12 protein-coding genes are annotated in these 13,528 nt (G+C 58.0%); 6 read left to right on the plus strand and 6 right to left on the minus strand.

Going from position 1 to position 13,528, the window contains the following annotated elements:
- Window positions 1-92 precede the first annotated feature (92 nt).
- Together J5X93_RS00320 and J5X93_RS00325 are read left to right on the plus strand one after the other, a co-directional pair.
- A complete protein-coding gene (locus J5X93_RS00320) occupies window positions 93-767 on the plus strand; it encodes a heavy metal response regulator transcription factor (protein ID WP_003253420.1) in 675 nt (224 codons plus the stop codon).
- 117 nt (window positions 768-884) lie between these two features.
- Window positions 885-1,208, plus strand: coding sequence for a hypothetical protein (locus tag J5X93_RS00325; RefSeq protein ID WP_010951457.1), 324 nt, complete (start codon window positions 885-887; stop codon window positions 1,206-1,208).
- A 101-nt stretch (window positions 1,209-1,309) separates the two neighbouring features.
- Here the strand turns inward: J5X93_RS00325 and J5X93_RS00330 are convergent, their stop codons facing one another.
- From J5X93_RS00330 to J5X93_RS00350, 5 genes are all read right to left on the minus strand, one after another.
- On the minus strand, window positions 1,310-1,837 hold the full coding sequence (locus J5X93_RS00330) for a hypothetical protein (protein WP_012269855.1): 528 nt from the start codon (window positions 1,835-1,837) through the stop codon (window positions 1,310-1,312).
- Window positions 1,838-2,026: 189 nt separating this feature from the next.
- Window positions 2,027-3,424 carry a hypothetical protein gene (locus J5X93_RS00335; RefSeq protein ID WP_224765890.1) on the minus strand — a complete coding sequence of 466 codons (1,398 nt, stop codon included), beginning with the start codon at window positions 3,422-3,424 and terminating at the stop codon, window positions 2,027-2,029.
- Window positions 3,425-3,687: 263 nt separating this feature from the next.
- Window positions 3,688-4,989 carry an ISL3-like element IS1411 family transposase gene (locus J5X93_RS00340; RefSeq protein WP_011920678.1) on the minus strand — a complete coding sequence of 434 codons (1,302 nt, stop codon included), beginning with the start codon at window positions 4,987-4,989 and terminating at the stop codon, window positions 3,688-3,690.
- An 81-nt stretch (window positions 4,990-5,070) separates the two neighbouring features.
- The gene (locus J5X93_RS00345) at window positions 5,071-5,334 is read right to left on the minus strand and encodes a hypothetical protein (protein WP_250034250.1); all 264 of its coding nucleotides are present in this window, start codon (window positions 5,332-5,334) and stop codon (window positions 5,071-5,073) included.
- Between the two features lie 741 nt (window positions 5,335-6,075).
- Window positions 6,076-7,380, minus strand: coding sequence for a sigma-54 interaction domain-containing protein (locus tag J5X93_RS00350; RefSeq protein WP_232092061.1), 1,305 nt, complete (start codon window positions 7,378-7,380; stop codon window positions 6,076-6,078).
- Between the two features lie 317 nt (window positions 7,381-7,697).
- On the opposite strand from J5X93_RS00350, the gene J5X93_RS00355 reads away from it, so the two are divergent.
- Genes J5X93_RS00355 through J5X93_RS00365 form a run of 3 tightly spaced genes read left to right on the plus strand, consistent with a single transcriptional unit; the run spans window position 7,698 to window position 10,710 of the window.
- Window positions 7,698-8,582: an MBL fold metallo-hydrolase gene (locus J5X93_RS00355; protein ID WP_197852501.1), complete on the plus strand. Its 885-nt coding sequence runs from the start codon at window positions 7,698-7,700 to the stop codon at window positions 8,580-8,582.
- Between the two features lie 32 nt (window positions 8,583-8,614).
- The gene (locus J5X93_RS00360) at window positions 8,615-9,895 is read left to right on the plus strand and encodes an NAD(P)/FAD-dependent oxidoreductase (RefSeq protein ID WP_182816832.1); all 1,281 of its coding nucleotides are present in this window, start codon (window positions 8,615-8,617) and stop codon (window positions 9,893-9,895) included.
- Window positions 9,892-10,710, plus strand: a complete 819-nt coding sequence (locus tag J5X93_RS00365; protein ID WP_102082094.1) for a sulfite exporter TauE/SafE family protein — start codon at window positions 9,892-9,894, stop codon at window positions 10,708-10,710. Before J5X93_RS00360 ends, J5X93_RS00365 begins: the two co-directional genes overlap by 4 nt.
- On the opposite strand, the gene J5X93_RS00370 is transcribed toward J5X93_RS00365, so the two are convergent.
- Window positions 10,699-11,586: a LysR family transcriptional regulator gene (locus tag J5X93_RS00370; RefSeq protein ID WP_070575617.1), complete on the minus strand. Its 888-nt coding sequence runs from the start codon at window positions 11,584-11,586 to the stop codon at window positions 10,699-10,701. The genes J5X93_RS00365 and J5X93_RS00370 overlap by 12 nt on opposite strands.
- 238 nt (window positions 11,587-11,824) lie before the next feature.
- Here J5X93_RS00370 and J5X93_RS00375 point away from each other — a divergent pair, with 238 nt between their 5' ends.
- On the plus strand, window positions 11,825-13,471 hold the full coding sequence (locus J5X93_RS00375) for a GMC family oxidoreductase (protein ID WP_043207574.1): 1,647 nt from the start codon (window positions 11,825-11,827) through the stop codon (window positions 13,469-13,471).
- Window positions 13,472-13,528 lie beyond the last annotated feature (57 nt).

Raw genomic sequence — 13,528 nt, forward strand, 5'->3', positions numbered from 1 at the left:
GTGTGAGAGCTTACATTTTCTAAGATCCTCGACTCCTTTTCCAGCCGGTCAGATTTTTTCTACACCCTTAAATGCGAAGAGCCCAAAATCCCATGCGAATTCTGGTAATTGAGGATGAAGTAAAAACTGCGGAGTATGTGCGTCAAGGTCTGACGGAATGTGGCTATGTCGTAGATTGCGTCCACACCGGGTCAGATGGATTATTCTTGGCTAAGCAGCACGAATATGAGCTGATTATCCTGGATATAAATCTGCCAGAGATGGACGGTTGGCAGGTCCTTGAGTTGTTGCGTCGTAAAAACTGCCCTTCCCGTATCATGATGCTGACGGCGAGAAGCCGGCTGGCGGATAAGGTCCGGGGGCTGGAGAACGGAGCAGATGACTACCTGATCAAGCCATTTGAGTTCCCTGAGCTGCTGGCCCGGGTTCGCGCCTTGATGCGCAGGTCAGATCACCCTGCATCCGTAGAGGTCATTCGCGTCGCTGACCTGGAGCTTGATCAGAGCCGGCACAGGGCATTCAGGGACGGTCAGCGCATTGACCTGACCACGAAAGAATTCGCGTTACTGCATTACCTGATGCGTAATACCGGTGTGGTGCTGAGCCGCACCCAAATTATTTCGCAGGTTTGGGATATGAATTTTGACTGCGACACAAACGTTGTAGAGGTGTCGATTCGAAGACTCAGAGCCAAGATAGATGACCCTTTCGAGACCAAACTGATACATACGCTTCGGGGCGTAGGGTATGTGCTTGAAAAACGATAGTTGCCAAGCTCTCTAGTACCGAAAATCCGCTACATGCTCCCGTCGCTTGCGAACTTGAGGTTTCTGTTTACGATCCGCGGCGCTGATTCCTCACTCAACAAATGAGGTAGGCTGTACATGAGGTATAGCATTGATTATCAGCAGGTTTCGCAAGGACAATCCGATGCCAGCATTGATGCCTGTCCAGCTGACATTGTCTTCAACAGCGACCATGGCCTAGCTCTTATCCCGTGCGTTGGCGATGTTATCAACCTCCCCTCTACGGCGGTCAAAGAAGGGGTTTGCGGCATCGTTAGATCAAGGATTTTCAATTATCTCAGAGGTCCTGAAGAGCTGTACTGTCACGTCAATATTCTCGTTGAGGAGGCGGACATCAATTTCGAAAGTCTCATCTCGGAATACATGCGCAATCAGTCACGTGCTCGCTCGCCTTCTTCATAAAGTCGAAGGCGGGCCAGTCCATTAATGGTTGTGTATGGGTGAGGGTTCAGCAGAGCGAGCGCCTACTGAGCACCAGAGATGAATAGTCACAGCCTAGTGGTTTAACGCGGTACTGCTGGTGTACGCAGGGCCGGACTCATTGTTTTTTGAATGGCGCATTGCAGCACATAGAAATATAAAACCCCGGAAGCAAATACGATTGCGGACAGATAAGCAAACTCAGAGTCTAAAACCCCGGAAACCATATACAATTTAATCGTGATAGAACCCATAATAATTCCGGTACAGTACATGACGCCTGTGAACTGATTGCCCAAAAAACTCAGTATGCCGCTGAAGGCATTGTTCGCACTCAACAGCATTGCTTTCAGTATCGTCCAGCCGAGAACTGGCAGAAAAGCCTTGATCATGAAGGCGAATAACATCGACGATGCAAACAGTTTTATCGGGGTTTCTGCCCACGGCTTGATGGTGCCGTCTACTTCAACGCCGGTATACAAGATGATATTCAGAATAATCGCCATAAGGGTGCATATGCCGAGGCGTATCATTTCCCGCTTAAGCGGGGCCATCATTATCACTGCGTGAATCTTGTTTCCAAAGTATCGTTTTAGTCCTTGGATCGACATTTTTCTTCCTATGCTCTCGGGTATGACGCTGTTGTAGCGTTGTATGACGGTCATGCTTTTACCCGAAGAGAGGTGACGCTTCAACGGTCCTGAATTGCGCAGGGGATCTCATGTCCTTCCCCTGGCTGGGTAGCTTGCTGAGAAATTCTCATCTACCTGCGTGGCAACGATGCGGCCACCCCGCCGCCGTCAGAGCTCTGGAGGACTGGCTGCTGTCAGCAACTCATCGAGTGACGGAACCTTAGCGTTTGCACTGAGGACGAGTGTTCTGGATCGGAGTATGGATACATCAAAGAAAGATTCGCACTCGACTCTTCCGTTTACTTCTCTCCAGTGGGTGACTTCTGGTATCAACTCATTAGGCACCGGGTATAGTGCCATAGGGTTATGGAATACCTCCACTTCAGCAGACCACGGCTCGTAGCCATATTGCGGCCAGAGCTGACCGTAGTCGCTGGACGCTACATCCAACAGAAATGGGATACCTCGTGATGCTCCCGGAGAACGGTCGAAAAACTCACCAAACCGCAAGTATCGGTACCCGTCTAGATGAGCTCCACCTGAGATCGGCACTCGGCTGAGCTTTGGCACTGTGCAGGCATTGGTGAAAATGACCGCTGAAAGATGGGCATTTTCCATTAGCGTAAATAGGCCGTTGGGGCGCCCTGATAGCAGAGATGTCTCTTCCTCCACAGTTATCAGGTGCGTACCACGATGCGCAGATGAGTGAACTGCAAAGCCATAGAGATAGCTGATGAGCGACTCCCTGCTCCACAGCATTGAACTGGGCGCATGGAAATCGGCTAAGGCCAGAATGAGCGGCTTACCCTCCACGTGCGGTAGGGATTCGTAACGCTTGTCCAATTTGTTTTGGATGGTCCTCGCAAACCTTTCTGCAGCCGCTCCTAAGAAACGCTCATGTCGGTCAGCGGGTGGGGGGACCGGCGAGGCGCCAAAATGCTCATACCGCTCTTCCGGGTTGGCTGTCACTGCTTCAACCCAGGCCTCATCTCCCAGCCTATTCTCGATGTGAAAATCGGGTGATTCTTTAGGCTGGGTGACCAAGAGTCCCTGTTCACGAAAAATCGCTAATAGGTGGGCTTCCCAGAGGCGGGTGTGAAAATTCTCAGTCTGGCAATCGGGAACCCAATTTCTGTCTGGGGATGGCAGTGCGAGATACAGTTGATTCAGCGCCCACGCCCCAATACGGCGGCTTGGATCAAATAGTGATTTGAACACCACGCTTGGTGTGCGCTTACCCATTCTGCTTAGAGGAGCACGTCGTCGTTCACCTGAAGGGAGTGGAAGCGGATGGGCTTGGGTATAGAGAAAATGGCTGATTGAGGCGCGGGCTTCAGACTCGCCAGTGGTGCGCTCACTATGGCTGAGGAGCACCCACACGCTATCGACACGACGCCGCAAGGTGACAATTCCGAAGCTGCCGGAATGGATATTTCGGGTTAGAGCGGCACAAGAAATTCCGTCCTCACTAAGCCATGCCCCTACTGGCGGGCTGTCCCCAAACCCCAACCCTCGTGGAAGCGACAAAGCGATTAGATCGAACATCGGCGCAGCAATTTCTTTCATTCGCTGATCTCGGCAGCCGTCAAAATGCATTCCATCAATGCCTCGGAGCGTGCCCGCCGGCGATGGCATCGGTGGAGGTACCTATTGAAGAAGGGGGCCTTGTTCCACCAGGACATCTCGGTTGGTGAAGATGGTCTCAATGGTTGCAGCCTCGGCAGCCACATGAGTCTTTCGCGTGATCTCTTCAAGGGCCAGTTCGAGCCGGTAGTCTTGGAAATACTCGTACAGCTTTTCAGAGCTCTCGGATATCTGGCTCTTCGCATTTAAGGGTGTAGCTGATTTCTAAACCCTCCTGACTTCAGCAAGCACCTGGCTATGTAATTGGTTAAATTTCTAAAGCCCAAGGCGGTACCTCGTAAGTGCTCAAGTCGCCCGTTGATAGCTTCTGTTGGACCGTTGCTGGTTCCTGGCCGGTCGAAGTAGGCAAGGATGCTCTCAGCGTATTTTTTCAGCGTTTCCCCCAAGCCTTTCACCTCGATGAGCGCTTTGGGCAAGTCGCTGGCTGTAATGATATTTATGACCTCTTCCATGAGTTTTTTACCACGTTTTCGATCCGGCTCGTTGTAGGCGCTGACCACCCGTTGGTACATGCTCCAGGTGCAATCCACTTCGAGGTGGTGCTCATCTGCAAACAGCTGGAACAGTTGCTTTTTGTTGGCGTCAGACAGGTAGCTGATCCGAGTCAGTAGCGTTCGACGGCTTTTGTAGAGCGGGTCATTTTTACGCCCTCTGCGGCCCAGGATGTCGTGTTGCACACGCCGGCGGCATTCATCCAGCATGTTGCTTGCCCAGCGCACGACATGGAAAGGATCCAGCACGGTTTGGGCTTGAGGCAGGGCTTCTTGCGCTGCAGATTTAAACCCCGTAAAACCGTCCATGGCAATGCTTTCGATCTGGTCACGCCACGATTTGGGGCGACTCTGTAGCCATTGCTTAAAGGCTTGTTTGGAGCGGCCTTCCAGCACATCGAGCAAGCGGGCCGGCCCGTTTTTGTTACGCACGGGCGTAAGGTCAACCACGATGGTGACGTACTTGTCACCACAGCGTGTATGTCGCCAAACATGCTCATCCACGCCCAGCACGGTCACACCGTCAAAACGTGTCGAGTCATTAAAAAGCAGGCGCCGTCCTTCGTTGATAATGGCATTATTAGCGGTGTGCCATGCAACATCAAGCTGGCTCGCAACACGAGATACCGACAGATGATCCAGCACGATGGCAGCTAATGCCCAGCGTATCGCCCCATATGAAAGCTTTGAACGTGGAGGTGCTGCACTGTTTGTATCTTCATGCCAGAAACAGCCGCAAGCACAACGCCAGCGACGGATACGCAGCAGCAATCTGGTTGGTCGTTGTCCGTAAGGTGTGTGAGCAAGATGCCTATCGACAGTACCGCGTGAAACACCAGCAGCCCCGCACTTGGGGCATGGCTCGGGTGCTTTGGTTAAACGACATTCGATGACGGCGCGCTCTGCACAAAGATGTTGTCCAGTGGCAGTCAGGCCGAGGTTATTCAGTTGGCAAAAGCTGGAAAGATCAGGGCTAGAAAAGGTAAGATTGTTCACGTCGGGGGCTTAGTTTTTGTTGGTGTGAGAGCTTACATTTTCTAAGATCCTCGACTCCTTTTCCAGCCGGTCAGATTTTTTCTACACCCTTAAATGCGAAGAGCCGGATATCTCCTCCCCACCATTCTTCGCGAACAAGATGTGGATGATCGCTGCGAGTGGGAGAGAGATGTCGAGATCCTTCTCTTCTGCATCTGAATCCGAGTTCAAACCGTCGAAATACCTCTCCAGATGACTCTGGAGCTCCTCAAGCCAGAACTGAGATAGGTTGCTTGGAAGGGAGCTTTCAGGCCCGGTCAGAAGGACTTCATCTCTGAATAGAGCCAGCAGATTGGGGTTTGCCATGGAGGACCTCACGATTAGATTTGAGAGCAACTGGTCAGCATAGTCCACCTCAAGATGACCACCTCCTTGACGCCCATCCTGGTGCTCCTGAGCATCAGACGAGTGAATCGCCCCGAAACCTGTAGATACAAAATGACCGCTTCTCGCCGTTAGCTGCCTTTCTTGAAGGACAGCTTTGGGTCGATAGCGGCCTTCGTGGAGGTTGGTGTCTACGGGGTCGGTTTAGTCAATCTGAATCTCCGGTTTCACCTCCGTGAGGCCGGCCATCGTCATGCATCAGATCTTGATTGACACGCGTGCCGCTTTGGATAGCCTTGCAATTGAGGGCTGCAACTGCGCATTTGTCGGGCCTGGGTACCAGCATGAGCCCCCCGCAATTTTGGCAGCAGAGGAAGCTGGTTCCTCTGAAGTAGTGACGGCGGGCATTGCCAGTCGGATTCTGAACCCAAGGTCGCCAGACTAGGAGCTAAAGGATCGCTGCGACTACTCCTCATCCCTTACCGAAAAGTCACGCGTCGGTCGTAAACGGCCCTTTCCAGGCCAATCAACTTTTGTGATTGGTGAGTAGGGATTTCTCGGCTTTTCTGTGAAAAGCACCCCTTCATTTCACAAAAAAAATGGCGAAGATTCCAATTTCACGGGGTCTGGCCTATCACCTATTTTGTGAACCTACATCAGGTCCACCGCATAAACAAAAAGCCCCGGCATTGCCGGGGCTTTTTGTTTATGGGCTCGTAGAACCTACAGCCCCAATTCACGCAGGCGTCGATACAACGTCCGCTCACTCATGCCCAAATGACGGGCCAGTTCACTGCGTGACCCGCGAAAGTTTTCCAAGGCCTGGGCCAAGTCGCCCAGCTCATTGCGACTGCGACGACGTAAACCCTGAGCTGCCGTCGGGCCGATGTCCTCCGGTAGGTGCTCAGGTCGAATCAGGCCTTCATCGGCAAACAGGCGTGCCCGCTCGAGGATGTTGCGTAATTCGCGGATGTTCCCCGGGAATGGGTGCATGCTCAGCCGTTGGAGGGCTTCGGGTAGCAACTTCGGTGATTGCTTACCCATGCGCTGCAGCAGGCTCTCGGCCAGTAATGGCAGGTCTTCCACGCGCTCTCTCAGGGCGGGCAAACGGATGGGGAAGCCGCTGATGCGATAGTAAAGGTCTTCGCGGAAGGTACCGGCGGCGGCCATTTCCTTTAGAGGCTTGTGGGTCGCCGAGACCAGGCGAAAATCGGAGTGGACCGTACGGGTGCTGCCCACGGGCCGGAAGCTGCCGGACTCGATCAGGCGCAGCAGCTTCACCTGCATTGCCAGGGGGACTTCGCCAATCTCATCGAGAAACAGGGTGCCACCATGGGCTGCTTCGGCCAGGCCGATCTTGCGTTGGGTGGCACCGGTGAAGGCGCCCTTCTCGTACCCGAACAACTCGCTTTCGAACAGCGATTCGGTGAGGCCCGTACAATCGACCACTACCAAGGGGCCATTGGCCCGAGGGCTGCCCAGATGCAAGGCACGGGCGAACAGCTCCTTGCCAGTACCGGACTCGCCTTGCAGCAACACCGGGATCTGCGCTGGCGCTGCCCGCTGCAGGCTCGCCAGGGCTGTCTTGAATGCTGCTGATCGACCTACCAGCCCTTGCTCCTGAGGTTGCGCCGAGGCAAGCGTCACGCTGGTGAGCCGTTCGACGAAGGCCACCACCCCGCCCTGTTCATCCAGGATCGGTCGAAGTTCTACGTCCACATGCTCAGGCCCGCGAGGCGTGTGATGGATGTGCAAAACCCGCTCCGGCACCTTGCTGTCCCACGCCTTGCGCAAGGGGCAATGTTCGCCCGCCTGGTCACATGGCACCGCATAGTGGTGGGAAACCCGGTGGCATTTCTCTCCCACGGGGGCGTGATCATCCTTGCCGAACTGACGGCGATAGGCCGCATTGGCCGCGAGGATGTTGTAGTCGGTGTCCAGAATGATGCTGGGCAGCACATCGTGTTCCAGGTAAGACACCAGGGCGAGGATGGCGGGATGCTGGGCTGACACACTAAACGCGGACATGACGGTGACCGGTGGCAAGTACCCGGCGAGGTTAACAGGGACTGCCAAACACTGCCATTGGCTGACAGTCGACTGCCAAGGGGGCTGACAGGCATGGCAGATCCTGGTGGTTCAGAGGGAACCCTGGCTCGCGTCATCCGTGCTCCGGATGCAATGGGTTCACCATGAATTCCCTGTTTTTACTGGCTTTCCCGACACCACCGCGTCTGCGTAACAGCCAGCGCTGCCCACTGCGCCTGACTGGCATGCATCTTGATAAACCTCCAAATACTGCCTACGCCTCTAGAAGGCGCGGTGGATAAATCTGGAGACGTGCAATGATCATCGGTAGCAACCTTCATGTGGAAGCCTTGTACGACAAGGTGACCTCTACCATCAGTTACCTCGTTCTGGACCGAAGCTCCGGCCAGTGCGCGCTGATCGACAGCGTATTGGATTACGATCCCAAATCGGGCCGTACCAGCACCGAATCGGCCGATGCCTTGATCGCCCGGGTACAGGCGTTGGGTGCCCAGGTCCAATGGATCTTGGAAACCCATGTCCACGCCGACCACCTCTCCGCAGCGGCCTATCTGAAGGAAAAGCTGGGCGGACATGTAGCGATCGGCGCCCTCATCACCCAAGTGCAAAAGACCTTCGGCGAACTGTTCAATGAAGCGCCAGGCTTTGCCCGGGATGGCAGCCAGTTCGATGTACTGCTCGAAGACGAGGAGATCTTCCTGATCGGCAACCTGCGTGCCCGTGCCCTGCATACGCCAGGGCATACACCGGCGTGCATGAGCTACGTGGTGGAGGACTGTGGCGAGATGGCGGTGTTTGTAGGGGACACGCTGTTCATGCCGGACTACGGCACCGCGCGCTGTGATTTCCCCGGCGCCGATGCGCGCACGCTGTATCGCTCGATCCGCCGCCTGCTGGCCTTCCCTGACACGACTCAGCTGTTCATGTGCCACGACTACCTGCCAGGTGGTCGGGAGATGCGCTTCGTCACGACCGTTGCCGAACAGCGCGCCAGCAACATCCACATCCACCAAGGTATCAGCGAGGACGACTTCGTGGCCATGCGCGAAGCCCGTGACGCCACCCTCGAGATGCCCGTGCTGATCCTGCCCTCGGTGCAGGTCAACATGCGCAGCGGCCAGTTCCCCGAGCCTGAGGACAATGGCGTGAGCTATCTGAAGATTCCGCTGAACGTGCTCTGAACACATAACGACTATTCCAAGGAAACACCGCCATGCCTGCCTTGCAGTCCCCTGCCGACTCTTCATGCGCTGACCATCACAAGGTGGTCATTGTCGGAGCCGGCGCCGCCGGTATCGCTACCGCCTCCAGCCTGATCAGCCGCGACCCATCCCTGGACATCGCCGTGATCGATCCGGCCGATGTGCATTACTACCAGCCTGGCTGGACCATGGTCGGCGCGGGCGTGTTCGATGCCCCGAGCACAGCCCGGACCATGGCCTCGACCATTCCGCGTGGCGTACGCTGGATCAAGGCGCGGGTCGAGCGCTTCGATCCCCAGGCGCAACTGGTCATGCTCGAGGACGGTCGCGCCGTCAGCTACGAGCAATTGGTGGTTTGCCCGGGCCTCAAGCTCGACTGGAACGCCATCGAAGGTCTAAGCGACACCTTGGGCCGCAACGGCGTCACCTCCAACTACCGCTATGACCTGGCACCCTACACCTGGCAGTTGGTGCAGAACCTGAAAAAAGGCAGTGCCCTCTTCACCCAGCCGCCAATGCCAATCAAGTGCGCCGGTGCGCCCCAGAAAGCGTTGTACCTGTCCTGTGACCATTGGTTGCGCCAAGGCCACCTGGGCGCGATCAAGGCCCGTTTCTTCAATGCCGGCGCGGTGCTGTTCGGCGTGCCTGACTATGTTCCGGCCCTGATGGCTTACATCGACAAGTACGCTGTGGACCTCAACTACAGCCATCGCCTGGTGGCGGTGGATGGCCCGAACAAGCGTGCGACTTTCGTGCGCACATTGCCCGATGGCAGCAGCGAGACCCGCGTCGAGGGCTTCGAGATGCTGCATGTAGTGCCTCCACAAGTTGCGCCGGACTTCATCCGCCAGAGCCCGCTGGTCGATGCTGCCGGCTGGGTCGATGTGGACCCTGCCACGCTGCGTCACCGCCAGTTCGCCAACATCCATGCGCTGGGAGATGTCACCAACACCAGCAATGCCAAGACCGCCGCTGCGGCGCGCAAGCAAGCGCCGGTGGTGGCTAACAATGTGCTAGTTGCGCTGGGGCGCCTGCCCACCCTCGCCCAATACGATGGGTATGGTTCCTGCCCGCTTACCGTCGAGCGCGGGAAGATCGTGCTTGCCGAGTTCACCTACGGCGGCAAGGTGGCGCCGAGCTTTCCGCGTTGGTTGCTCGATGGTCGCCAGCCCACTCGCCTGGCCTGGCTGCTCAAGGCGCAGATACTTCCGCCGTTGTACTGGAAAGGCATGCTCAAAGGTCGTGAATGGTTGGCGCGACCTCAACCGCTGGTGGCCGAGGTCGGGCAGTGATCGAACATCAACTGATCGGAGCTGGGCTCGGCGCGATCATTGGGGCCGTGCTGGCACTCACTGGTGCCGGTGGGGGCATCCTTGCCGTACCCCTATTGGTGTTCGGTCTCGGTTTGTCGATGGTCGAAGCGGCGCCCATCGGCTTGCTCGCCGTGGGGTTGGCAGCCGGGGTCGGCGCCGTGCTGGGTTTGCGCAAGGGGGTGGTGCGCTACCGTGCGGCGTTGTTCATCGCGGCCCTCGGGGTCATCGCGGCACCGCTCGGCCTGATGCTGGCGCACCGTCTGCCCAATACGCCATTGGCGTTGGTGTTCGCTGGCGTGTTGGTCTATGCCTGCCAGCGCATTTGGCGCAAAGCCGGCCGTGAACTGCGCGGCGAACCGGCCTGCGGTGAGCGCCAGATCATGCCTTGCGTGCTCAACCCGTTGCAGGGGCGCTTACGCTGGACCCTGCCTTGTGCTCGCGCGCTGGCGTTTACCGGTGTGCTGTCTGGGCTGCTGTCCGGCCTGCTGGGCGTCGGTGGCGGCTTCGTCATCATTCCGGCCCTGAACCGCTACACCAACCTGGACATGAAGAGCATCGTAGCCACTTCCCTGGCGGTGATCGCCCTGGTATCCACAGGCAGCGTGGTCAGCGCCAGCCTGGCCGGTGTCATGCACTGGGCAGTGGGCGCGCCGTTTGCTGTCGGGGCTGTGTTGGGTCTGCTGCTGGCCCGGCCCCTGGCGAGTAAGCTGGCCGGGCCACGCCTGCAGCAGTTATTTGCCGTGACGGGGATCGGCGCTGCATTGCTGTTGGCGGGCAAGGCGCTACTCGGCTAGCAGTTCGTCCTGCTCCGCGTTGCACAAGGCCAGCAGGTAGTCCCAGACCACCCGCAGGCGCACCGACTTGTGTAGCTCCCGTCGGGTGCAGATCCAGTAGCTGCGCTGGATGGTTTCACTGGGCAGCACCCGCACCAGCGAGGGGTCATGGCGGGCCATGTAATTGGGCAGCACGGCAATGCCCAGCCCGGCGCGTGCGGCATGCTGCTGGGCGATCACGCTGGTGCTTCGGAACACCACGTTGGGCGCCCGGCAGAAACTGTTGAGAAACAGCAGCTCTTGGCTGAACAGCAGATCGTCGACATAGCCGATCCAGCTATGCCGGGCCAGGTCCTCACGGTTGCGCAGCGGCGGCGCCCGATCCAGGTACGCCTGGCTGGCGTACAGCGCCAGGCGGTAGTCGGTGAGTTTGCGAGTGATCAGCAGGTCTGCGCTGGGTCGCTCCAGGTGGATGCTGATCTCTGCTTCCCGGTTGAGGATGCTGACGAACCGCGGCACCGCCACCAGTTCCACTTCCAGCCCCGGGTAGCGCTCGAACAGGGCGTTCATACGTGGGGTGAAGAACATGATGCCGATGCCCTCGGTGACCCCCAGTCGGATCTTGCCCAATGGCGTGATGGCCTGGGTGATCTCTTCCTGAGCGAGCAAGGCCACATTCTCCATGGCTTCGGCATGCTTGAGCAGAGCCTGTCCGGACGGCGTGAGTTCATAACCCTGAGCGTGCTGGACGAACAGCGCAGTACCCAGGCTCTGCTCGATGCTCTCGATATGCCGAGCCACGGTGCTGTGGGTGGTGTTGAGGCGTTTGGCGGCGCTGAGCAAACGGCCGCTGCGCTGCAACTCGAGGAAAAACCGCAGATCGTTCCAGTCGAACATGCTGATCCTTTTGGCTGTTCGCGCTGGCCCTTTCGCGGGTAAACCCGCTCCGACAGGTTCTCCGCCGATCCTGAGTTCGGCGATAACCTATGGGAGCGGGTTTACCCGCGAAGGGGCCGGCTCAGGTATAGCGCTGTGCTAAAACGCACAGCGGCTGCGCGAAATCTCGTGTTTCGTCCTCGAAATTAATCAATAAGATGGTCAGGGACAAGAATAAAAATCAGGCGCGAGGTTTCACATGCCATCAGCCGATTCAGTCTTCGACTATGTGGTCGTCGGTGCCGGTCCAGCCGGTTGCTTGCTGGCCAACCGCTTGTCCGCCGACCCGTCCTGCCGCGTGCTGCTGCTCGAAGCGGGTGGCCGCGACAACTACCCCTGGATTCACATTCCCGTCGGTTACCTCTACTGCATCGGCAACCCACGCACCGACTGGTGCTTCAAGACCGAGGCGCAGCCAGGCTTGGGTGGACGCAGCCTGGGGTATCCCCGGGGCAAGGTGTTGGGTGGGTGCTCCTCGATCAACGGCATGATCTACATGCGCGGCCAGGCAGCCGACTACGACCGCTGGGCCGAACAAGGCAATGACGGCTGGGCGTGGAAGGATGTGTTGCCGTTGTTCAAGGCCAGCGAGTGTCACTTCGCCGGTGCCAGCGACAGCCATGGCGCCGAGGGCGAATGGCGTGTCGAACAGCAGCGCTACAGCTGGCCGATCCTCGATGCCTTCCGCGATGCGGCCGAGCAGAGCGGCATCGCCAAGGTGGCGGATTTCAATACCGGCGACAACGCAGGTTGTGGATACTTTCAGGTCAATCAACGCAGCGGTGTGCGTTGGAACGCCTCCAAGGCCTTCCTCCGGCCGGTGCAAGGGCGTCCGAACCTCACGGTGCTCACCGGTGTTCAGGTCGACCAGATCATCCTCGAAAATGCTCGGGCCTCAGCGGTCAAGGCCCGCTGGCAAGGGGCCTGGCAGGCATTCAAGGCGCGCCGGGAGATCATTCTGTGCGCCGGTTCGGTCGGCTCGCCTGGCATCCTGCAGCGCTCTGGCATCGGGCCGCGCAAGTTGCTCGAGGGGTTAGGCATCGGGGTTCGTCATGAGCTGCCGGGTGTGGGCGGCAACCTGCAGGACCACCTGCAACTGCGCCTGATCTACCAGATCCGCAACACCCGCACGCTCAATCAGATGGCCAACAGTCTATGGGGCAAGATGGGCATGGGCCTGCGCTACCTCTATGACCGCAGTGGCCCGTTGGCCATGGCGCCAAGCCAGCTGGGTGCCTTCGTGCGTTCGGGCCCTGAGCAGGCCACCGCCAACCTGCAATACCACGTACAACCCTTGTCGCTGGAGCGCTTCGGCGAGCCGCTGCACCGCTTCCCGGCGTTCACCGCCTCGGTGTGCAACCTGCGCCCGGTCAGCCGTGGGCGCATCGATATCCGCAGCGCGGACATGCTTGCTGCGCCATTGATCGATCCCAATTACCTGAGTGATCCGCAAGACCTCAAAGTCGCCGCCGATGCCATTCGCATCACTCGGCGCATCGTTCAGGCCCCTGCCCTGGCAGCATTCGATCCGCGTGAGTACCTGCCAGGCCCGGCACTGCAGACTGAACAACAATTGCACGAGGCTGCCGGCAAGATCGGCACCACTATCTTCCATCCCGTGGGCACCTGCCGCATGGGCAGCGGCCCACTGGACGTTGTGGATAACCAGCTGCGCGTTCATGGCGTGCCTGGCCTTCGGGTAGCCGATGCCTCGATCATGCCGCAGATCGTTTCGGGCAATACCTGCTCACCCACGTTGATGATCGCCGAGAAGGCGGCGCAACTGATCCTCAAGGGGGCTCTCACTCAGACCAACCTCAGCGACACCGCGATACCGACGCCCTGACCCGGGTGCGTGCAACACCGGCGGCTTGCGGTCAGAGGCCGCCGACAGTGGAAAACA

Source organism: Pseudomonas sp. BYT-1 (genome assembly GCF_023611805.1).
GTDB classification, from domain to species: Bacteria; Pseudomonadota; Gammaproteobacteria; order Pseudomonadales; family Pseudomonadaceae; genus Aquipseudomonas; species Aquipseudomonas guariconensis.

Bases quoted from the DNA above. Each gene is read 5' to 3' on its own strand.
- J5X93_RS00325 (WP_010951457.1), top strand. From the start codon at position 885: ATGAGGTATAGCATTGATTATCAGCAGGTTTCGCAAGGACAATCCGAT.
- J5X93_RS00330 (WP_012269855.1), bottom strand. From the start codon at position 1,837: ATGTCGATCCAAGGACTAAAACGATACTTTGGAAACAAGATTCACGCA.
- J5X93_RS00345 (WP_250034250.1), bottom strand. From the start codon at position 5,334: ATGGCAAACCCCAATCTGCTGGCTCTATTCAGAGATGAAGTCCTTCTG.
- J5X93_RS00370 (WP_070575617.1), bottom strand. From the start codon at position 11,586: ATGTTCGACTGGAACGATCTGCGGTTTTTCCTCGAGTTGCAGCGCAGC.
- J5X93_RS00335 (WP_224765890.1), bottom strand. From the start codon at position 3,424: ATGAAAGAAATTGCTGCGCCGATGTTCGATCTAATCGCTTTGTCGCTT.
- J5X93_RS00350 (WP_232092061.1), bottom strand. From the start codon at position 7,380: ATGTCCGCGTTTAGTGTGTCAGCCCAGCATCCCGCCATCCTCGCCCTG.
- J5X93_RS00375 (WP_043207574.1), top strand. From the start codon at position 11,825: ATGCCATCAGCCGATTCAGTCTTCGACTATGTGGTCGTCGGTGCCGGT.
- J5X93_RS00355 (WP_197852501.1), top strand. From the start codon at position 7,698: ATGATCATCGGTAGCAACCTTCATGTGGAAGCCTTGTACGACAAGGTG.
- J5X93_RS00320 (WP_003253420.1), top strand. From the start codon at position 93: ATGCGAATTCTGGTAATTGAGGATGAAGTAAAAACTGCGGAGTATGTG.
- J5X93_RS00360 (WP_182816832.1), top strand. From the start codon at position 8,615: ATGCCTGCCTTGCAGTCCCCTGCCGACTCTTCATGCGCTGACCATCAC.